This is a genomic window from Chryseobacterium salviniae (genome assembly GCF_035819015.1).
GTDB classification, from domain to species: Bacteria; Bacteroidota; Bacteroidia; order Flavobacteriales; family Weeksellaceae; genus Chryseobacterium; species Chryseobacterium salviniae.
On the sequence record NZ_JAYLAA010000042.1, the window covers coordinates 64,938 to 83,581 of the forward strand.

Sequence of the window (18,644 nt, forward strand, 5' to 3'; positions counted from 1 at the left end):
CATGTTGGTTCTGATAAAAAGTGATGAACAATCTGCTGATTGAATGAATTAAAAAACAAAATGATTATACATGGCAAGAGAATTCAGTCAAAAAATTCGCCAGAAGAATACCGATAATAGCGGCTTTGGGGATAACGCATCCGGAAGATTTATCAATAAAGACGGCCTTCCGAATGTGAGGAGGAAAGGCGTTAATATTTTCAACCGGTTCAGCTGGTACCACACCATGCTGGAGCTGTCGACTTTTAATTTCCTTTCTTACCTGGTTATTGCCTATGTTGCTGTAAATTTATTTTTTGCTTTAATTTATTACCTCATCGGGGTAGAGCACCTCACGGGAATTGATAAAAGTGATCCGGTAAATGAATTTATCGATGTTTTTTTCTTTAGTTCCCAGACCTTCACTACTGTAGGATACGGAAGAATTGCGCCGGTTGGTTTCATGGCGAGTCTTGTCGCTACTTTTGAAGCTTTCCTCGGATTGCTTACTTTTGCCATCGCAACCGGACTTTTTTACGGAAGATTTTCCAGGCCGAGAGCATATCTGAAATTTTCAGATATTGCACTGATTGCTCCTTTTAAGGACAAGACAGCGTTAATGTTCAGGCTTGCTCCCTATAAAAACAATTCTTTAACGGATGCCGAAGTTACCATTTCAGCAGCAATTGAAGTGATCGAAAACAGTGTGAAGAAAAGCAATTTTTATACGCTGAAAACAAGGCTCAGCAGGATCAATACCCTGGCTTTGAACTGGACAGTTGTACATGAAATTGATGAAGACTCTCCGTTTTTCGGGTTTTCAGATGAAGATTTTAAAAATACGGATATTGAAATCATTGTTCATGTCCGTGCATTTGATGAAGTATTTTCCAATACGGTGGTGCAGCGCACGTCTTATATTTCGGAAGAAATTGTGTACGGAGCCAAATTTATCCCGATGTACTATCCTGATCAGGAGAATCTTTCAACAATACTGAATCTGGATAAAATCAACGATTATCAACAGATAGATCTTCCCGTATTTGAGGAAGAGAAAAGATAAATGAATTTAGAATTATACAAGAAACAGGCTTTACAAAAGCAAAAAGAGCATAAAAAATTTCTCGATGGAATCAAGAAAAAGCCGCCGAAAAATCTTGATTACGTTGTACAGGAAACCCATGATGAAGTTTTTGAAAAGACAGACTGTCTTCAGTGCGCCAACTGCTGCAAAACCACCGGACCTCTTTATACTGAAAAAGATATTGAAAGAATAGCGAAGCATCTTCGCATGAAACCTGCTGATTTTGAAGCTAAATATCTTCGTGTGGATGAAGATAATGACAAGGTGCTGCAACAACTGCCCTGCTTTTTTTTAAACAGCGACAATACCTGTTCTATCTATGAAGTACGCCCGAAAGCCTGTAGGGAGTATCCGCATACCGACAGGAAGAAAATTTATCAGATCAACAATCTTATGATGAAAAATACCCTTATTTGCCCGGCTGCATACGAGTTCGTGGAACGAATTATGAAAAATTTAGCAAAATAATGTATAATTCAAAATCATTCTTAAATAATTATAAAGTACGTTAAATAAAGGCTTTGCGAATAATATTCGGCAAAATGATGACGTTTAAGTTAAACAACCATTTAATAAATAAAATATTAATTATTATGAAGAAGTTAGTTTTAACAGCAGCGTTTACATTAGTCGGAGTAATCGCAGTATCAGCTCAGACGGACTCCACACAACAAAACCCGTCTCAAACCCAAAGTTCTAATAACCCAACGGCAACTCAATCTCAACAAGGTTCACAGGCAGCTTCAGACTTAGGAGTAAACTCATCAGGCAATGCCCAAACCCAGAATACCAACGCAGCTTCAACAACAGATGCGGCAGCAGCAACCACTGCAACTGATGCTTCAGCCAGTGTAACTGCAGATCCGAATACGGATGCTACCAAGCCTAATGACGAAGCGACCAAAGAAGAAAAGAAATCTAAAAAGAAAAAGTCGAAGTAAGTATTTAAATTTAGTAAAGTAGAAATGAAATCCTGGAATTGTATGTTTCAGGATTTTTCTCCGCTTACTTATAATGTAATTTGTCTTAAATTGTTATAAATCAAGTTAAAACATTTTTATACCTACCACTTTGTACGATTGTTGTACATAATAAGTACAAGCCAGTAATTAACACCACTAAATCATTAATATTATGAAAAATTTAATTTTAGCGACAACTTTCGCAATGTTTGGAACGATCGCAGTATCTGCACAAACGACACCACAGATGAAGAATGACACTGTAAAACCTGATACAACCAGGAGCAGAGACATGAGGACTGACAACATGAATAACGGGACCAATAACAATTGGGATAAATCTAAAACCGATACAGCTAACTGGAAAAACAGAGATGCTACAACCGGCGACAGAAAAATGAAAAAGAAAAATAAGTAGATAATGCAAACAACAAATCCTGAAATTTTCAGGATTTGTTGTTTTTAATAATTCTTAGTTTGTATAAAATAAAAAAGCGCTGAATACTCAACGCTTTCTCCTTTCACTTTACTTTTATCCCATTTATAATCCCGGGAACAGGTTGTATGAAAAAAGGCCGGGAAATTCCCAACCTTAGTATTTTTATACGACTCCCTGCGCCAGCATTGCTTCTGCAACTTTCACGAAACCGGCGATATTGGCCCCTTTCACATAGTTTACATAGCCATCTTCCTCTTTACCGTAATCTCTGCATGCTTTATGAATTCCGATCATGATCTCTTTCAGTCTTGCATCAACTTCTTCAGAGGTCCAGTTCAGACGGATAGAGTTTTGCGTCATTTCAAGACCTGAAGTAGCAACGCCTCCTGCATTGGAAGCTTTACCCGGAGAGAATAACACTTTATTGTCAAGGAAATAATTAATAGCATCTAATGTTGATGGCATGTTTGCTGCTTCCGTTACACAAACGCATCCGTTTTCAACAAGAAGCTTAGCATCATCAAGATCCAGCTCGTTTTGGGTGGCAGAAGGGATAGCAACATCACACTTCACTTCCCAAGGGCGCTTTCCTGCAAAAAATTGTGCAGACGGATATTTTTTAGCATAATCTTCGGCTCTGTTGTTTCCGGAAGATCTCAGTTCTAATAAATAATCGATTTTTTCTCCGTCGATTCCGTCTTTATCATAAACATAACCGTCCGGCCCGGAGATCGTTACTACTTTTCCTCCAAGCTCAGATACTTTCTTAATAACACCCCAGGCTACATTTCCAAAACCTGAAACCGTTACGATTTTATCTTTGAATGTTTGTCCGATGGTTTTAAGCATCTGTTCTGCGAAGTATACCACACCATATCCCGTAGCTTCAGGACGGATCAAAGAGCCACCGTAAGCAAGGCCTTTACCGGTAAGCACACCCGTAAACTCGTTTCTGATTTTTTTGTACTGTCCGAAAAGGTAACCTATTTCTCTTGCCCCTACTCCGATATCTCCTGCAGGAACGTCGGTTTCCGGTCCTACGTGTTTGCAAAGTTCCGTCATGAAAGCCTGGCAAAAACGCATTACTTCCATATCAGATTTTCCTTGCGGATCAAAATCTGAACCCCCTTTTCCGCCTCCCATCGGAAGCGTGGTAAGAGAGTTTTTGAATACCTGCTCAAAAGCTAAGAATTTCAGAACCGAAAGATTTACGGTAGGATGGAAACGGATTCCTCCTTTATATGGTCCGATAGCAGAATTCATCTGAATTCTGAACCCTCTGTTTACCTGGATTTCGCCTTTATCGTCAACCCACGGAACTCTGAAAATGATGATTCTTTCAGCCTCAGCCATTCTTTCAAGAAGTTTCATGCCCGTATATTCCTTCTTCGTCATAATAAACGGAATTACTGTAACAGCAACTTCTTTTACGGCTTGTAAAAATTCTGGCTCATTAGGGTTTTTCGCCTCAATTTTTGCTATAAACTCTTGGATTTTCTGGTCAATATTATATTGTTCCATATATTAGGGTTGAATATTATTGCCAACAAATTTAATTTTTTTTTCAAGATTCACAACACCTTAATGAATGATTGCTGAAAGTTTAATAATATAAATACTTAATATTATTAAATTGATAATTTAAGCTTTAATGTTATTAAAAATTAAATGTTATGTTTGAAATAATGCAATATTAAGAAATGGTTAAATCTCATATTGGCATAAATTGTCTCCCCGAAAGTGATTTTACTTTCCCTAAAAGCTCCAAATCGAGAATTACAGGCAAAATTTTATGAGAAGCAAGATCTGTTTTTTCTATGATTTCATCCAGAGAAATCTGCGGATTGTCTTTTATTACATTAAATATTAATTGCTGAAATTCAGTTAATTGAATCTTGATTTCACTTCGGGAAAATAATTCGTCTATTTTTGCCTTAGGCTTTTTAAGCCCTAAATCATCAACAAGATTTTTGACAGTAGAAATAGCGGCTGCTTTATGCTGATAAATTAAATGATTGCAGCCCTGGCTTTGCTTGTCGGTAATCTTTCCGGGTAATGCAAATACTTCACGGTTGTATTGATTGGCAAAAGTTGCGGTACTCACCGATCCGCCGCCGAAAGCTGTTTCTACAACTATTGTAGAAGGCGATAAACCGGCTACAATTCTGTTTCGCTGGATAAAATTTTCACGATCCGGCTTGCGGGAAGAATTAAATTCTGTGAATAATACACCGCCTTCTTCTAAAATTTTTTCTGATAATTTCCTGTTTTTTGAAGGGTAAATGGTATGAAAGCCGTGTGCTAAAACCGCAGCGGTGAGAATTCCTTTTTGAATGGACTGCTCATGAACTTCTTTATCAACACCAAGGGCAAGTCCGCTCACGGAAATATAATTGCAGGAATGTGTTTCTTCAAAAAAATCAAGGAGAAACTGCTGTCCGTACGATGTCATATTTCTGGTCCCGACAATGCTTATCCGCTGATTGTTGTCATCAAAGTTTCCTTTTTGGTAAAGGATTGCCGGAGCATCATTGCATTCACTCAGTAAACCAGGAAGATCTCCATTTTGCCTTAGGTTGATAATAATATTGTTTTTTTCGCAGAATGTAATTTCATTTTCTGCAAATTTCAGGTGTTCATCATTTCCGATGTCGGAAACCATGCGGTAGCCGAAGCCGTCCAATTTTTTGTATTCTTTTTTTGCCTGAAGCCAGGCGTTTTTTGCGCTACCGAAAGTACGCACGAGCTTGTAGAAATTAATATCACCAATTAAATTTGATTCGCGGAGAGCAATGGAATAGAGATGTTCTTCAGAATACATTTGTGTTGTTTTGGCAAATGTATTGAATTTAGCTTTAATTTTAGCAGAGATTTATTTTCTTCTCAGCTCATCAAGATGTTTCCAGATGTCGTCTTTCTTTTTATAGGGAAGCTCCATGAAGTCTTCCGGATTGTTTTCTATATATTCCTGCCATAATTTGTCATCTTTTTCGCTGTAATAATTTGGGAATTCCCAGATGTATTTTTTCTTTTTTTCACCTACCTTTTTAAACATGAAAGCAAGGATTACTCCCACAACTGCACCTGCAATATGTGCCTGCCAGGCAATTTTGCTCGGCTCCTGAAGGTTATAAAATAATTCTTCCGGCAGCATACCCCACACCAGACTTCCGTAATACAATACGACAAGTAAAGAAATGGTGAGCAATTTCATGTTCCATTTAAAAATTCCGCTGAAGAAAAGAAAGAAGGCAAGAACGTACACTACACCGCTGGCTCCGATCGTGCAGGTGTACAGATAATCACCGGTCATAATATCAATTGGCGGCAGCAACCAAACTAAAAGACCCGTAGCGAGCCAGCCGAGAATAAATACTTTATTGGCTACCATCGGGTAAAACTGATACAAGAGAAACATCAGGATCGCAATAGGAATCGAATTTCCGACGATGTGATCGATATTTCCGTGCAACAGGGGAGACGTGATGATTCCCAGCAAGCCTTCCGGCAATAAAGGGATGATCGCTCCGAAGCAACTCTCAAAAAAGCCCTGAAGCTGAAGAAAATATCCCAGCCACATGGCTGAAAGCATCAGCAACGGATTTATAATAGCTTTTTTGGAAAGTACATTATTTTTTAGCATGCATTGGTTATGTCAAATGAAAAGCCAATGATAAATTTCGGAAAATTTGGCGATGAATTTTTATTATTACTTTTTATTTCAGCCAAAAAGTAATTTTTTACTGCTGTTTCATTTTTCAATCATCAGGTTGTCACTGAATTTAGTTTTTAACATCCTGAAAATGAGATTTAATATTTTGCTTTCCCCCATAAAATTTATATTTAATATTTTTGTTTAGAATTTTGTACAATGAAATCCTGAACTCATGAAGAAGCTTTTATTAATTCTTACCCTTTATTCTGGGGTTTTTATCAATGCGCAGGTCATGCTGGATACTGCTTCCATTAAGACAGATACTGTTAAACACTGGTCGGTACTCGGCAAGCAGTCCTTAATGATTAATCAGGCCGCATTCTCCAATTGGGTTGGAGGTGGTGCCAATAACGTTGGCTGGCTTTTGGGCGCAGATTATAATATTACCTATGAAAAAGACAACGATCTCTGGGAAAATATTATTCTTTTAAATTACGGGCAAAATGACACGCAGGGAATTGGCGTACGAAAAACCCAGGACGTAATTAATGTTTCCACCAATTACGGAAGAAAGGTCTCCAAAAGCTGGTATCTTTCGGTAGGAGCGGGGGTGCTATCTCAATTTACGGTAGGATATGAAGACGGAAACAATCCGGAAGCCAAAAAAATTTCCAACTTTATGGCTCCGGGTTATCTGAATGTCGGGATGGGGATTACGTACCGACCCAATGATAATGTTAATGTAACGTTGCGGCCTTCCAATGCCAGATGGGTTTTTGTTTTTGATGAAGATCTTCAGACAGCCGGAACATATGGTCTGAAAGCTGATGGTGATAATTCTTTATTACAATACGGTTTTCTGGGAACAGCCTATTATAAATTTAAATTGATGGAAAATGTAAATGTCACTAATACGGCTTCTGTTTTCTCCAATTATCTGGATCATCCCGAAAGACTGGTTTTGGCATACGGAATGATCCTGAATTTAAAAGTTAATAAATTCATTTCCTCGAATATTACGGTGGATCTGATGTACGATCACAATCAGATCAAAAAAACACAGCTTAAACAAACGTTGGGAGTGGGTTTTGCCTATACGCTGGATAATGGGGTAAAGCGTTCCGACAGAAAAGATAGCCAGTGGTGGATTAAAAAGTAAATAAATTTTAAACCTTCAAGGTTTTTAAAACCTTGAAGATTTGATTAGGATTGATTTTAAAACATTTAACAGTAGAGGCTTTAGCCAAATTTAAATAAAAAAGCACTTCGTTTTTGAAGTGCTTACTATTATCAATTATATATTACTAAAATTCTATATCAACTTCCAGTTTCTCGGCCAAAAGCTTAGAAATTTTTTCTTTTAACGGCTCAATGTCTATATTCTGCATAGCATCGTTGGCGAAAGCATATAATAAAAGTGCCTGAGCTTCTTTTTTAGAAATACCTCTTGCTCTTAAGTAGAACAGAGCATCTTCATTTAGCTGTCCTACGGTACATCCGTGAGAGCATTTTACATCATCTGCGAAGATTTCCAGCTGAGGTTTCGTATCAATGGTTGCTCCTTCGCTCAGCAACACATTATTATTCTGCTGATAGGCATTTGTTTTCTGAGCAATTTTATCAACAAATACCTTTCCGTTGAAAACACCGTGAGATTTTCCGTTAAAAATACCCTTGTAATTCTGGTAACTTTCACAGTTCGGGAAATTATGGTGAACCGCTGTATGATGGTCTACTAGCTGGTCTTTACCGATAATGGTGATTCCGTTCATAAACGAATTGATATTAGATCCGTTATGAATAAAATCCAGGTTATTTCTTACCAGCTTTCCTCCGAAAGAAAATGTATTGACGGTAGTTAAACTGTCTTTCTCCTGTTTTGCAAAAGTATTGTCAATGAGATAAGAAGTATCGTTGTCGTTTTGTAATTTATGCCAATCTGCTTTTGCATTTGGATAGGTGAAAATTTCCGTCACAGAATTTGTAAGTACGTACGTGCTGTCAAAATTGTGGTGGCTTTCAATGATTTCCACTTTGGCGCCTTCTTCTACGATGAGTAAATTTCTCGTATTGTAGAAAGTGTTCTCTTCCTGATTTTGAGAGATGTAGAAAATATGAATCGGTTTCTCGATCACTACATTTTTAGGAACTTTCAGAAAGAATCCGTATTTGCAATATGCTTCATTCAAATTGGTAAAGGCAGAATCTGTTGAAGCAATTGTATTAAAATAATTATCGAAAACTTCTCTGTGTTTTTCGTCATTTAAGGCATAATTAAATGAAAGAAACTCAACATTTTCAATAGAAACTTTTGAAAGTTCTTTATGAAGTTTACCATTTACGAAAGTAATCCAGTCAAAATTTTCTTCGCCCAAATGGAGACTGTCCAATTGCTCTTTGGTAATATTATGGTTTTCTTTCGGAAAAAAATTATATCCTTTTTCCGTAATCTCCTTTAGATTGGTGTATTTATATTCTTCGTCTTTTTTTGTCGGAAAACCCATTCTTTCAAATCTTTGAAGAGCTGCTTTTCTTTTTTTGTCCAGGAATCTGTGACGAAGGCTCTCCAAAAATTCGTTATGATTTTCTATAATCTTTTCTAATAACATATTTATTTGAAATTTGAAGTTTGAGATTTGATATTCTGTTTGGCAGTATTAATCATTACTTCGGCTAAGTTTATTTCCTTTGTGTACTGAATTTTTAAGATAATTAATAAATCCCGAAAGTTTTTTTGAAATCTCAATACTCTCATTTTTAAGTTTTAAGAATTTTTCTTCATCTAATTATTTCTGTCATATGCTCCGATAAGCTGAGAACGAGCTTCGCCACAAGAGCCTTTTGACATGGTAAGAAAATTAATGAATTCTCTATTGCCTTCTCTTTCAAAGCCTTCAGCAATATTATCATTATAGAAGAAGAGGCTCTGTCAATTTGCGATTTATCGTGTTTTGAAACTTGTCATTTTGAGGGCAATTCTGATAGATCATTTCACAAAAACGTCTTGCATCTTTCCAAATTTCAAAATCTTCAAAATTATTTATTGTACCCAAAATTTCAAATATTTTTTAATCTCAAATTAATTTAAAAGCCAGTCATAACCTTTTTCTTCCAGTTCCAGTGCAAGGGATTTATCACCAGTCTTGATGATTTTCCCGTTGGCTAATACATGAACGAAATCAGGTTGGATATAATTAAGCAATCTCTGATAGTGGGTAATCAGAAGCACTGCATTGCCTTCGTTTTTAAAAGCATTCACACCGTCTGCAACAATTCTCAGGGCATCAATGTCTAATCCGGAATCGGTTTCATCAAGGATGGCCAGTTTCGGATTGAGCATCATCATCTGGAAGATTTCATTTCTTTTCTTTTCACCTCCGGAAAACCCTTCGTTCAATGATCTTGAAAGGAAATCTTTCTTAATGCCTAATTTTTCCGATTTCTCACGAATCATCGAAAGCATTTCCTTGGCAGGCATTTCTCCCAATCCGTTGGCTTTTCTGTTTTCGTTCATCGCTGCTTTGATAAAGTTGGTTACAGAAACCCCTGGAATTTCTACCGGATACTGGAAAGAAAGGAAAATCCCTTTGTGTGCTCTTTCTTCAGGAGCATCTTCAATAATGTTTTCACCTCCGAAAATGATTTCCCCGTCCGTCACTTCATAATCTTCTTTTCCAGCGATTACGGAAGAGAGGGTTGATTTCCCGGCGCCGTTTGGCCCCATGATAGCGTGAACTTCACCCGGCTTTATTTCAAGATTGATTCCTTTTAAAATTTCTGCGCCGTCTTCAATTTTGGCGTGCAAGTTTTTTATCTCTAACATATATTTTAGTTTATCGCAAGGTTAGACTAAGATTTTAATCTTCCTTTGTTTTCTAAGATAAACAAAGGCGCTAACGCTTATCAATGAAATACTATTTCTTAATTTTTATATCTAAAATTATTCAAGACCATTTGCTATTCTCATAACTCCGTTTTTAAATAGCTGAGAATTGAAATTAATAAGCATTCCTAACTTAAAATTTCCAAGTCTTACATAATTTTTTAGTTGTGCAGCATGAAAATTGGTTAAAACTTCAACGGATTTGATTTCTAAAACAACTTTGTTCTCAAGCAGTAAATCCATTCTGAAGGCATTTTCTAAAAACAATTCTTCGTATTGAATATTAAGAGATTTTTGCTTTTCCACACTAATCCCAGCTTTTTTCAATTCATAGAACAAACATTCTTCATAAATGCTTTCGTACAAACCTATTCCTAGTTTTCTGTGAATTTTTAATCCACTTTCAAAAACAATTTTTGAAATTTCATTTTCTGTCATTCGTGTAATTTTTCGCAAAGATACACAAGTTAATCAGAGAAATTCAATTTTAAACTTGTATTACTTCCCTAAGCGTTAGCGCCTTTGTATATCTTAAAAATATAAACAATAAGTGATTAAAAAGCTTAGTTTGCCTTTGCGATTAATACAAAAAATTATCCTACGGAACCTTCTAAAGAAATCTCAAGTAACTTCTGAGCTTCAATGGCAAATTCCATAGGAAGTTTATTTAAAACTTCTTTACTGAACCCGTTTACGATCAAAGCAATCGCTCGTTCTGTGTCAATTCCTCTCTGGTTGCAATAGAAAATCTGGTCTTCCCCGATTTTTGAAGTTGTAGCTTCGTGCTCCAGCTGTGCAGAAGGATCTTTGATTTCAATATAGGGGAACGTGTGCGCTCCACATTCGTTACCCATCAGCAAAGAATCACATTGAGAGAAATTTCTTGCCCCTTTTGCGGAAGGCATTACTTTTACCAGTCCTCTGTATGAATTCTGGGATTTCCCTGCGGAAATGCCTTTTGAAATAATCGTAGACCTTGTATTCTTCCCGATGTGGATCATTTTTGTTCCTGTATCAGCATATTGGTGATTGTTGGTTACTGCAATAGAGTAGAACTCACCGATAGATCCGTCACCTTTTAAGATGCAGGAAGGATATTTCCATGTTACCGCAGAACCTGTTTCCACCTGAGTCCAGGAGATTTTTGCATTTTTTTCGCAAAGTCCTCTTTTCGTTACGAAATTGAAAACTCCGCCTTTTCCTTCTTCATTTCCGGGATACCAGTTTTGTACGGTTGAATATTTAATTTCAGCATTATCTAAAGCGATCAGCTCAACAACTGCTGCGTGAAGCTGATTTTCATCTCTTGACGGTGCAGTACATCCTTCAAGGTATGAGACATAGCTTCCTTCGTCTGCGATTACCAGCGTTCTTTCGAACTGACCTGTCCCTGCCTGGTTGATACGGAAATACGTAGAAAGCTCCATCGGGCATCGTACGCCTTTAGGAATATAGCAGAAACTCCCGTCAGAGAATACTGCGGAGTTTAATGCTGCGTAAAAATTATCTCCTCTCGGAACAACTTTTCCAAGATATTTTCTTACCAGGTCAGGATGATTTTTAATGGCTTCCGAGATGGAGCAGAAGATAATTCCTTTTTCCATCAACGTATCCTGAAAAGTGGTTTTCACGGAAACTGAATCCATAACGATATCTACAGCAACACCGGAAAGTCTTTTCTGCTCTTCGATATTGATTCCTAATTTTTCAAAGGTTTTGATCAATTCAGGGTCAACTTCGTCAAGGCTGGCCAGTTCAGGCTTCACTTTGGGAGCTGCGTAATATCTGATAGCCTGGAAGTCGGGCTTGTCATATTTGATGTTGGCCCATTCAGGTTCCACCATTTTCAACCAGATTCTGAATGATTCCAGGCGCCATTCCGTCATCCACTCAGGTTCCTCTTTTTTAGCGGAAATTGCGCGGACGATGTCTTCATTTAAACCCGTCGGGAAATCTTCGTAATCGATCTGCGTCTCCCAGCCGAATTCGTATTTTTTATTTTCTAAATCGACGCGTAAATCGTCTTCGGTATATTTATTCATTATTTTTTATTAAGATTTCGAAGGCGCGTTACATTAAACTGCACTTTCAATGTCTTGTTCTATAAAGAAAAACTTTCTCCGCATCCGCATGTTCTGGATGCATTAGGATTGTTAAAAACAAACCCTTTTCCATTCAAACCTCCTGAATATTCAAGAGTTGTTCCCGCAAGGTAGAGGATTGATTTTTTGTCGACAATAATTTTAATGTTATTGTCTTCAAAAAGTTGATCTGTGTCTGTTTTTTGGTTGTCAAACTTCAAAACATATTCTAAACCAGAACATCCTCCGCTTTTTACCCCCACTCTTATATAGTCTTCAACAGGGTTAAAGCCTTCCTCTGTCATCAGTTGGACGGCTTTTGCCTTTGCTTGATCTGATACTTTTATCATTGTATTTATTTAGAATGATTTAATAGTGCAAAAATACGAACAATAATTAGCATATAAAAATTAGCGATTTTATTTTATCAATTTTTATTATTGATGGCTTTAACTTTGCAAAGATTTTAAAATCCAAACTATAAATTTACCTTAATGAAAAAATTAGGAATAATCGTTTTGTCTTTATTTGTACAGACTGTTATGGCACAAACCAACAGATTTGTATATCAGGTTACTATGAAACCGGATGCTTCCGATAAAAATGATATAAAAACAGAAAATGCATACCTTGATATTTCTGCGGAGAAATCGGTGTTTTACTCTGAAAACAGGATAAAAAGAGATTCCGTTATACAGGCAACCATACAAAGTGGCGGTGCAAGAGGATTTAACAGGGATCAGATGCAAAATCTGAGATCGAATATCAATTATTCTATAGAAAAAGATAAAAAAAATCAGAAAACTATTTTTAAGGATAGAATAGGAAGAGATGTTTACACCTATGAAGAAGACAGAACTATCAGCTGGAAAATATTTCCCGAAACTACAAAGATAGGTGAGTATAAGGTACAAAAAGCTGAAGCTGATTTCGGAGGAAGAAAATGGACAGCCTGGTTTACTACAGATCTTCCTTATCAGGACGGACCTTATAAATTCGGAGGGCTTCCTGGGCTTATTGTAAAAGTGGAAGATGATAAAGGGGAATATTCTTTCGATTTAATGAAAAATTATAAAATTGCTGATTTTCCTACTTTGAACCAATTCGGAAATACCATTAAAGTTAAAAGAGCTGATTATATAAAGCAACAGAAAAAATTCATGGAAGATCCTATGGCATTCATGTCACAGGGTGGTGGCGGACCGATGAGAATGGGCGGCGGTAACCGTGGTGGAAGCGGCGGAAACCCTGCTGATATGAGAAAAAGGATGGAAGAGCGGGTGAAAGAAGAAGCCAAGAAAAACAGTAATCCAATCGAATTGCAATAAACACAGCCCCGAAGATTCTCTTTGGGGCTTTTTATTTTAGACTAATTTTTCTACCTCAAAAGCTGATTAAAAGTATCACCCTGCCGGATGTCTCCGGTATTGTATCCTTTCATGAACCATTCTCTGCGCTGTGCAGAAGAACCGTGGGTAAAGCTTTCCTGGTTGACATATCCCTGGGATCTTTTCTGAATGTTATCATCTCCAACAGCCTCTGCAGCCTCAATGGCAGATTGTATATCTCCCGGTTCCAGAATGTGTTTTTCAGCATCTGTTCTTTTGGCCCAGAGTCCGGCGTAAAAGTCTGCCTGTAATTCCGTAGCAACGGAAACCCTGTTCATTTCCGCTTCGCTGTATTGTCCGCTTCTTCGCATCTGATCAACTTTTTGGGTTGTTCCCAGAAGGGTCTGAACATGATGGCCAACTTCATGTGCAAGCACATAGGCAACCGTAAATTCCGTTACTTCTGCCCCGAACCTTTTCTCTAGTTCATTGAAAAAACTCATATCCATATACACCGACTGGTCTGCGGGACAATAAAAAGGCCCCATTGCTGCCTGAGCGGTTCCGCATCCGGATTGTGTTGTGCTTTCAAAAAGTACGATTTTCGGAGGTTCATAGGTCATTCCGTTTTCACTGAATACCTGTTCCCAGGTAATGGTATTCCATTTTCCCATCATATCTACCATATCGCCGATTTTTCTTTCTTCTGCCGTAAGTTCCCGCTGTTCGGTTGGTGCCTGTCCGGAACTATTGCCCGAAGAAAGTATGGAGGAAGGATCTCCTCCCAGGAAAAAAATGATGGCCGCAATGATCAAAGTTCCCAATCCGCCTCCCACAACGGCTCCGCCGCCTAGTCCACGCCTGTCTTCCACGTTGCCGCCTCTGTCGTCAGTCCATCTCATAGTTGTATTATTTTGTGCTATATAAATTTAGAAATTTAAAACGTAATTTTTATGGATGGAGCAATATTTTTACCAATTAATAATTGAGTTGGTTTTCCTTCAGCCAATAGGAGGTCGATTGATATGCCGAAATGGTCTGTTCAATAAGTTTTTTGTTCTGAAGATTTTGTTGTAGATACTTTTCATCATAATACAGATTGAATTCTGGGGAAAGATTGTTTTTTTGCAGTGTTAAAGCATATTGCTTAATTTTTTTTAAGGGAGAAATAATGGTTAAATAATTATCTTTAATGAGTCCTAAATCTTCATAAGTTGCCACATAAGCTTTAGGCTGAAACTCTTTTAAAAATACATCCTGACCCAGAAATTTAGTCTTATAATTAAAATTAAGGAGTCCGAAAAGGGTAGGCATCAAATCAATCTGCGACATCGTCTGTGTAAATTTTTGAGGTTGAATAAAACCTTCTGAAAAGATCATTGCAGGAATTTTATATTTATCCATCGGAAGTTCCGTATCTCCTGCGCTTGAAGCACAATGGTCGGCAACGATCACAAAAACCGTATTGGAATACCATTTTTGTTTTTTGGCCATTTCAAAGAATTTTCTTAATGAATAATCAGTGTATTTTACACCGCCTTCCCTTGACTTCGCATCACCCGGAATATCAATTTTTCTGTTCGGATAAGTAAAAGGACGGTGGTTGGAAACGGTCATCCAATGGTTGAAAAACGGTTTCCCGGATTTTGCTTCTGCATTCATGGTCTGGATTGCTTTTTTAGCCATATCTTCATCTGCAACGCCCCAGACATTGGCAAAGAAGATTTCGTCCGGCTTGAAATTATTTCTGTCCACAATTTCATAGCCGTTTCCTTCATAAAAATCTTTCATATTGTCGAAATAACTGTAGCCGCCATACAGGAATTTCACATCGTAACCTTTTGATTTGAATACACTTCCTGTTGTGAATTTATTTTTGTTATTTTCTCTTTTGATAATGCTCTCTCCGGCAGTAGGCGGAATACAAAGTGTAAGTGCTTCCAAACCGCGAACCGTTCTGTTTCCGGTAGCGTAAAGATTGGTAAACATCAACGAGCGGTCAGCAAGACTGTCCAGAAAAGGAGTGATTTTCTGTGTATTTCCGTAATGTGCCATAAAGTCGGCAGATAAACTTTCAATAGAAATTAATACAACATTTTTCTTCAATTCTGATTTTTCAGGCTGAATGGTTCTTTTTAATTCAGGCGGAGTAAACTGGCTCAGGAACACATTTTCTGCAACCTGTTGATTAATCTGAGGGTAAAACTGAAAATAATCCAATTCATTATGGGTAAATGCCCAGTAAAATTTGGGTAATCCGTTGGCCTGGATTTCTTCTTCAAAAACATTGTGTGATTTCAATTTTGTGGTGAAGTTTAATCCAAACAAACTTATCGCCACCAAAACACAGAAAGAACCTAATAGTATGATTTTCTGTTTAATATTTGGGAGTGTAAGAAGCTCTGTTCTTGTCTTTTTATAAATATAAATCGTACAAACAACTGCAAGGGAAAATATGGCCAGAAATAAAGGAACAATGGGATAACTTTCCATAATATTTCCAATGACTTCATTAGTGTAGATGAGGTAATCTACCGCAATGAAATTGTACCGCAATCCAAATTCATTATAAAAGAAATACTCGCTTACGGTATTAAAAATAATGAGCAGGACATATAGGAAAATGGTAATAAAATACATTGAATTCCTAATCTTTACACGTTTTTCCGGAAGGAAAAGCATTAAACTGAATATAATGATTTTCAGACCGATAAATATCATCGCAATTTCAGCAGCTGATCCTCCGTATTGCTTGAAAACATTATTCGGAATAAGAAGGATGTAGAAAAAGAATGCGCATAATAATCCCAGGATAATGTACCCGTAAGGCTTCTGGTATTTCGAATCAGACAAAAACAGAAAGTAGAGCGCCAGAAAAGGACATGTTAAGATGAACACAAAAATATCATTTACAATTCCTGTTAAAACTATTTTTGCTACTTCTAAAATGCTGAAATCTGCTGTGGTGATAGGATGAAAAATAAAGGTAATTCTAAGCAGTAATGAGATTGAAAGATAGAAAATACCAAGATATAGGAACGGTTTTATTTTTTGAAAAAACATCATTATTAAGTAAATGTTAATTCCTGCAAATTTAGTATTTGGTAATATTTCTTTATTATAAAATCTTAAAAGTTAAAAATAATTAGAAAATTTATAATTATTTAAAATAAAATTAAAAATGTGATAGCTGTGGAAAATGCAATTTATAAGGTTTTCGCATTATTTCTCAAAGAGAAAGGATCGTTTTCACGATCCCTCAAATATTAAAAAATGTTAAATTTAATTATGAATGTCCAAATCCGATATTTCCTTTTTTACCGGAAAGGGTTTTTCTGAAGTCGATCATTCTTAATGCTGTTACTGCTGCTTCAACACCCTTGTTTCCAAGATCTCCGCCGCTTCTGGCGATAGACTGTTCTTTCGTATCATCGGTAAGCACACAGAAAATAGTAGGCGTATCGGTAAGGATATTGCAGTCTTTAATTCCCTGCGCAACTGCAGAGCACACATAATCGAAGTGTGGCGTTTCTCCACGGATGACGCAGCCGATGGCAATTACCGCATCGTATTTGCGCTCTTTACAAAGCTGCATGCTTGCATAGTTCAGTTCAAAAGCACCGGGAACCGGGAAAAGCTTAATGTTTTCAGATTTTACCCCTTCTTTTTGAAGGATTTCCAATGCAGCATCACGAAGATTGTAGGTTACAAAATCATTCCACTCTGAAAAAACAATGCCGATTGAAAATTCATCGGCATTGGTTATATGAAGTGGCTTATAATCAGAAAGATTAACTGTTGCCATTTTAGTAATATTTAGTCATTTCAATATAAGAATCAGACATTCCGTTGTCGTAGTCCTGGTATTTTTCATCGATTGTTGCAAAATATTTTTTAGCTTCGGTTTTTTTGTTGAGTCCTAAAGCCAGAATACCTGCTTTTCTTGTAAAATAATACGTTGTGTATGGATCATCTGAAGCAGAAGCTGCTTTTTCCAATAACTGGAGCGCATCTTCATTTTTATTAAGTCCGGATTGTGCATCTGCCATTGCGCCGTATTTCATGGCCATCAAGGTTTTGTTGTCTGATGAAAATTTATCCAGAAGATCGTATGCTTCCTGGAATTTTCCTTCTTTAAACTTCAGGAGTCCTGCATTGTAAGCAGAAAGCTTACCAATATTGGTTGCAGAATATTCATTATAAGTTCCTAAAAATCCCGGGTTTGCAGCAGATTTACCGCCTAATGCCTCTTTGTCTTTTCCTTCAGTAAGATTTTTCTGTGCGGCAAGGAAACTTTTTACAGCTTCAGCGTTTTTAGGAGTTACAACAAATTGCTGATAAGCGAAGAATCCCAGAACACCTAAAACAAGCACCCCGAAAACAATACCCAATGGTTTTGAATATCTTTCAATAAATCTTTCGGTGTTTAAAGCTTCTCTGTCAAGATCTTTAAAAAACTCCACTGTTTCTTTACCTTCTTGCTCATTTTGAGCATTCTTTGTAATTTTTGCCATAAATTGTTAAAAATTGAAATGCAAATTTAATTGTTTCTGAATGATTTACAAAATACTTTGTGTGTATTGTTGAATTTTATTTAAACAAATAGATTGAAGCGTGAATAGTTATATATGATTTTTTAAAAAATGCTTCAGCAGGCTCAGTATTCTTAACCTGCCGAAGCATCCATATCTTAAGTTTAATATTCTAAAATATGATATACTTCTGCATTGAACTTCTTTAATTTTTCTTCTCCTTTTAGATCCTTTAAGCCAATCAGAAAGCTGAACTGAGATACGGTTGCACCCTGTTTTTCGACCAGTTTTGCTGCCGCTTCGGTTGTGCCTCCGGTAGCCAGCAAATCATCGTGAATGAGAACTCTTTGTCCGGGTTTTATTTGTCCTTCCCGTGTTTCGATGACAGCACTTCCGTATTCAAGATCATATTCTTCCGAAATGACAGGTGGAGGGAGCTTTCCTGATTTTCTGATCAGTACGAAAGGAACTTCCAGGGCAACAGCGACGGCAATCCCGAATAGATAACCACGGCTTTCGATTCCGCAGACGGCGTCTACTTTCCCTTTGCTGAATGCTACAAGGTCTGCGATTACGTCTTCATATAATTTAGGATCTAAAAAAATGGTAGAAATATCTTTAAACTGAATTCCCGGAATCGGAAAATCGGGGACATTTTCTATCGTTTCTTCCAGTCTCCTGATCAGTTCTTGTGATGCCAT

At 37.1% G+C, this 18,644-nt stretch carries 20 protein-coding genes; 6 read left to right on the forward strand and 14 right to left on the reverse strand.

What is annotated here, in order from left to right:
- The first annotated feature begins 70 nt into the window (after positions 1–70).
- The 4 genes from SOP96_RS12670 (at position 71) to SOP96_RS12685 (ending at position 2,443) form a co-directional block, all read left to right on the forward strand.
- A complete protein-coding gene (locus SOP96_RS12670; protein ID WP_326321307.1) occupies positions 71–1,042 on the forward strand; it encodes an ion channel in 972 nt (323 codons plus the stop codon).
- Positions 1,043–1,531: a YkgJ family cysteine cluster protein gene (locus SOP96_RS12675; RefSeq protein ID WP_326321308.1), complete on the forward strand. Its 489-nt coding sequence runs from the start codon at positions 1,043–1,045 to the stop codon at positions 1,529–1,531.
- Positions 1,532–1,656: 125 nt separating this feature from the next.
- Positions 1,657–2,004, forward strand: coding sequence for a hypothetical protein (locus tag SOP96_RS12680; protein WP_326321309.1), 348 nt, complete (start codon positions 1,657–1,659; stop codon positions 2,002–2,004).
- Between the two features lie 193 nt (positions 2,005–2,197).
- Positions 2,198–2,443 carry a hypothetical protein gene (locus tag SOP96_RS12685; protein WP_326321310.1) on the forward strand — a complete coding sequence of 82 codons (246 nt, stop codon included), beginning with the start codon at positions 2,198–2,200 and terminating at the stop codon, positions 2,441–2,443.
- 183 nt (positions 2,444–2,626) lie between these two features.
- On the opposite strand, the gene gdhA is transcribed toward SOP96_RS12685, so the two are convergent.
- The 3 genes from gdhA to SOP96_RS12700 all read right to left on the reverse strand — a co-directional run bounded on the left by gdhA (position 2,627) and on the right by SOP96_RS12700 (position 6,107).
- Positions 2,627–3,985: an NADP-specific glutamate dehydrogenase gene (gene gdhA / locus SOP96_RS12690; protein ID WP_326321311.1), complete on the reverse strand. Its 1,359-nt coding sequence runs from the start codon at positions 3,983–3,985 to the stop codon at positions 2,627–2,629.
- Positions 3,986–4,175: 190 nt separating this feature from the next.
- Positions 4,176–5,285 (reverse strand): DNA-processing protein DprA, encoded by a 1,110-nt coding sequence (dprA, locus tag SOP96_RS12695; protein ID WP_326321312.1) that lies wholly within the window; start codon positions 5,283–5,285, stop codon positions 4,176–4,178.
- A 51-nt stretch (positions 5,286–5,336) separates the two neighbouring features.
- Positions 5,337–6,107: a rhomboid family intramembrane serine protease gene (locus SOP96_RS12700; RefSeq protein WP_326321313.1), complete on the reverse strand. Its 771-nt coding sequence runs from the start codon at positions 6,105–6,107 to the stop codon at positions 5,337–5,339.
- A 244-nt stretch (positions 6,108–6,351) separates the two neighbouring features.
- Here SOP96_RS12700 and SOP96_RS12705 point away from each other — a divergent pair, with 244 nt between their 5' ends.
- Entirely contained in the window at positions 6,352–7,278 is a 927-nt protein-coding gene (locus tag SOP96_RS12705) for a DUF3078 domain-containing protein (RefSeq protein ID WP_326321314.1), read from the forward strand.
- A gap of 145 nt (positions 7,279–7,423) precedes the next feature.
- On the opposite strand, the gene sufD is transcribed toward SOP96_RS12705, so the two are convergent.
- The 6 genes from sufD to SOP96_RS12735 all read right to left on the reverse strand — a co-directional run bounded on the left by sufD (position 7,424) and on the right by SOP96_RS12735 (position 12,433).
- On the reverse strand, positions 7,424–8,728 hold the full coding sequence (gene sufD, locus SOP96_RS12710; RefSeq protein WP_326321315.1) for a Fe-S cluster assembly protein SufD: 1,305 nt from the start codon (positions 8,726–8,728) through the stop codon (positions 7,424–7,426).
- A gap of 173 nt (positions 8,729–8,901) precedes the next feature.
- Positions 8,902–9,021 (reverse strand): four helix bundle protein, encoded by a 120-nt coding sequence (locus tag SOP96_RS12715; protein ID WP_326321358.1) that lies wholly within the window; start codon positions 9,019–9,021, stop codon positions 8,902–8,904.
- Positions 9,022–9,198: 177 nt separating this feature from the next.
- Positions 9,199–9,942 carry a Fe-S cluster assembly ATPase SufC gene (gene sufC, locus SOP96_RS12720; protein ID WP_169231780.1) on the reverse strand — a complete coding sequence of 248 codons (744 nt, stop codon included), beginning with the start codon at positions 9,940–9,942 and terminating at the stop codon, positions 9,199–9,201.
- Between the two features lie 117 nt (positions 9,943–10,059).
- Entirely contained in the window at positions 10,060–10,440 is a 381-nt protein-coding gene (locus SOP96_RS12725; RefSeq protein WP_326321316.1) for a GxxExxY protein, read from the reverse strand.
- Between the two features lie 155 nt (positions 10,441–10,595).
- Positions 10,596–12,044: a Fe-S cluster assembly protein SufB gene (gene sufB / locus SOP96_RS12730; protein ID WP_326321317.1), complete on the reverse strand. Its 1,449-nt coding sequence runs from the start codon at positions 12,042–12,044 to the stop codon at positions 10,596–10,598.
- Positions 12,045–12,103: 59 nt separating this feature from the next.
- Positions 12,104–12,433, reverse strand: a complete 330-nt coding sequence (locus SOP96_RS12735) for a HesB/IscA family protein (protein WP_326321318.1) — start codon at positions 12,431–12,433, stop codon at positions 12,104–12,106.
- A gap of 144 nt (positions 12,434–12,577) precedes the next feature.
- Here SOP96_RS12735 and SOP96_RS12740 point away from each other — a divergent pair, with 144 nt between their 5' ends.
- Positions 12,578–13,411 carry a GLPGLI family protein gene (locus SOP96_RS12740; RefSeq protein WP_326321319.1) on the forward strand — a complete coding sequence of 278 codons (834 nt, stop codon included), beginning with the start codon at positions 12,578–12,580 and terminating at the stop codon, positions 13,409–13,411.
- A gap of 50 nt (positions 13,412–13,461) precedes the next feature.
- Here the strand turns inward: SOP96_RS12740 and ypfJ are convergent, their stop codons facing one another.
- From ypfJ to SOP96_RS12765, 5 genes are all read right to left on the reverse strand, one after another.
- Positions 13,462–14,313, reverse strand: a complete 852-nt coding sequence (gene ypfJ, locus SOP96_RS12745; RefSeq protein ID WP_326321320.1) for a KPN_02809 family neutral zinc metallopeptidase — start codon at positions 14,311–14,313, stop codon at positions 13,462–13,464.
- Positions 14,314–14,389: 76 nt separating this feature from the next.
- Positions 14,390–16,474 carry an LTA synthase family protein gene (locus SOP96_RS12750; protein ID WP_326321359.1) on the reverse strand — a complete coding sequence of 695 codons (2,085 nt, stop codon included), beginning with the start codon at positions 16,472–16,474 and terminating at the stop codon, positions 14,390–14,392.
- A 223-nt stretch (positions 16,475–16,697) separates the two neighbouring features.
- The gene (gene ribH, locus SOP96_RS12755) at positions 16,698–17,216 is read right to left on the reverse strand and encodes a 6,7-dimethyl-8-ribityllumazine synthase (protein WP_326321321.1); all 519 of its coding nucleotides are present in this window, start codon (positions 17,214–17,216) and stop codon (positions 16,698–16,700) included.
- A 1-nt stretch (position 17,217) separates the two neighbouring features.
- Positions 17,218–17,925 carry a YfgM family protein gene (locus SOP96_RS12760; protein WP_326321322.1) on the reverse strand — a complete coding sequence of 236 codons (708 nt, stop codon included), beginning with the start codon at positions 17,923–17,925 and terminating at the stop codon, positions 17,218–17,220.
- 182 nt (positions 17,926–18,107) lie between these two features.
- On the reverse strand, positions 18,108–18,644 hold the full coding sequence (locus SOP96_RS12765) for an adenine phosphoribosyltransferase (protein WP_326321323.1): 537 nt from the start codon (positions 18,642–18,644) through the stop codon (positions 18,108–18,110).

Bases quoted from the DNA above. Each gene is read 5' to 3' on its own strand.
- SOP96_RS12670 (WP_326321307.1), top strand. From the start codon at position 71: ATGGCAAGAGAATTCAGTCAAAAAATTCGCCAGAAGAATACCGATAAT.
- SOP96_RS12675 (WP_326321308.1), top strand. From the start codon at position 1,043: ATGAATTTAGAATTATACAAGAAACAGGCTTTACAAAAGCAAAAAGAG.
- SOP96_RS12680 (WP_326321309.1), top strand. From the start codon at position 1,657: ATGAAGAAGTTAGTTTTAACAGCAGCGTTTACATTAGTCGGAGTAATC.
- SOP96_RS12685 (WP_326321310.1), top strand. From the start codon at position 2,198: ATGAAAAATTTAATTTTAGCGACAACTTTCGCAATGTTTGGAACGATC.
- gdhA (WP_326321311.1), bottom strand. From the start codon at position 3,985: ATGGAACAATATAATATTGACCAGAAAATCCAAGAGTTTATAGCAAAA.
- dprA (WP_326321312.1), bottom strand. From the start codon at position 5,285: ATGTATTCTGAAGAACATCTCTATTCCATTGCTCTCCGCGAATCAAAT.
- SOP96_RS12700 (WP_326321313.1), bottom strand. From the start codon at position 6,107: ATGCTAAAAAATAATGTACTTTCCAAAAAAGCTATTATAAATCCGTTG.
- SOP96_RS12705 (WP_326321314.1), top strand. From the start codon at position 6,352: ATGAAGAAGCTTTTATTAATTCTTACCCTTTATTCTGGGGTTTTTATC.
- sufD (WP_326321315.1), bottom strand. From the start codon at position 8,728: ATGTTATTAGAAAAGATTATAGAAAATCATAACGAATTTTTGGAGAGC.
- sufC (WP_169231780.1), bottom strand. From the start codon at position 9,942: ATGTTAGAGATAAAAAACTTGCACGCCAAAATTGAAGACGGCGCAGAA.
- SOP96_RS12725 (WP_326321316.1), bottom strand. From the start codon at position 10,440: ATGACAGAAAATGAAATTTCAAAAATTGTTTTTGAAAGTGGATTAAAA.
- sufB (WP_326321317.1), bottom strand. From the start codon at position 12,044: ATGAATAAATATACCGAAGACGATTTACGCGTCGATTTAGAAAATAAA.
- SOP96_RS12735 (WP_326321318.1), bottom strand. From the start codon at position 12,433: ATGATAAAAGTATCAGATCAAGCAAAGGCAAAAGCCGTCCAACTGATG.
- SOP96_RS12740 (WP_326321319.1), top strand. From the start codon at position 12,578: ATGAAAAAATTAGGAATAATCGTTTTGTCTTTATTTGTACAGACTGTT.
- ypfJ (WP_326321320.1), bottom strand. From the start codon at position 14,313: ATGAGATGGACTGACGACAGAGGCGGCAACGTGGAAGACAGGCGTGGA.
- SOP96_RS12750 (WP_326321359.1), bottom strand. From the start codon at position 16,474: ATGTTTTTTCAAAAAATAAAACCGTTCCTATATCTTGGTATTTTCTAT.
- ribH (WP_326321321.1), bottom strand. From the start codon at position 17,216: ATGGCAACAGTTAATCTTTCTGATTATAAGCCACTTCATATAACCAAT.
- SOP96_RS12760 (WP_326321322.1), bottom strand. From the start codon at position 17,925: ATGGCAAAAATTACAAAGAATGCTCAAAATGAGCAAGAAGGTAAAGAA.
- SOP96_RS12765 (WP_326321323.1), bottom strand. From the start codon at position 18,644: ATGGCATCACAAGAACTGATCAGGAGACTGGAAGAAACGATAGAAAAT.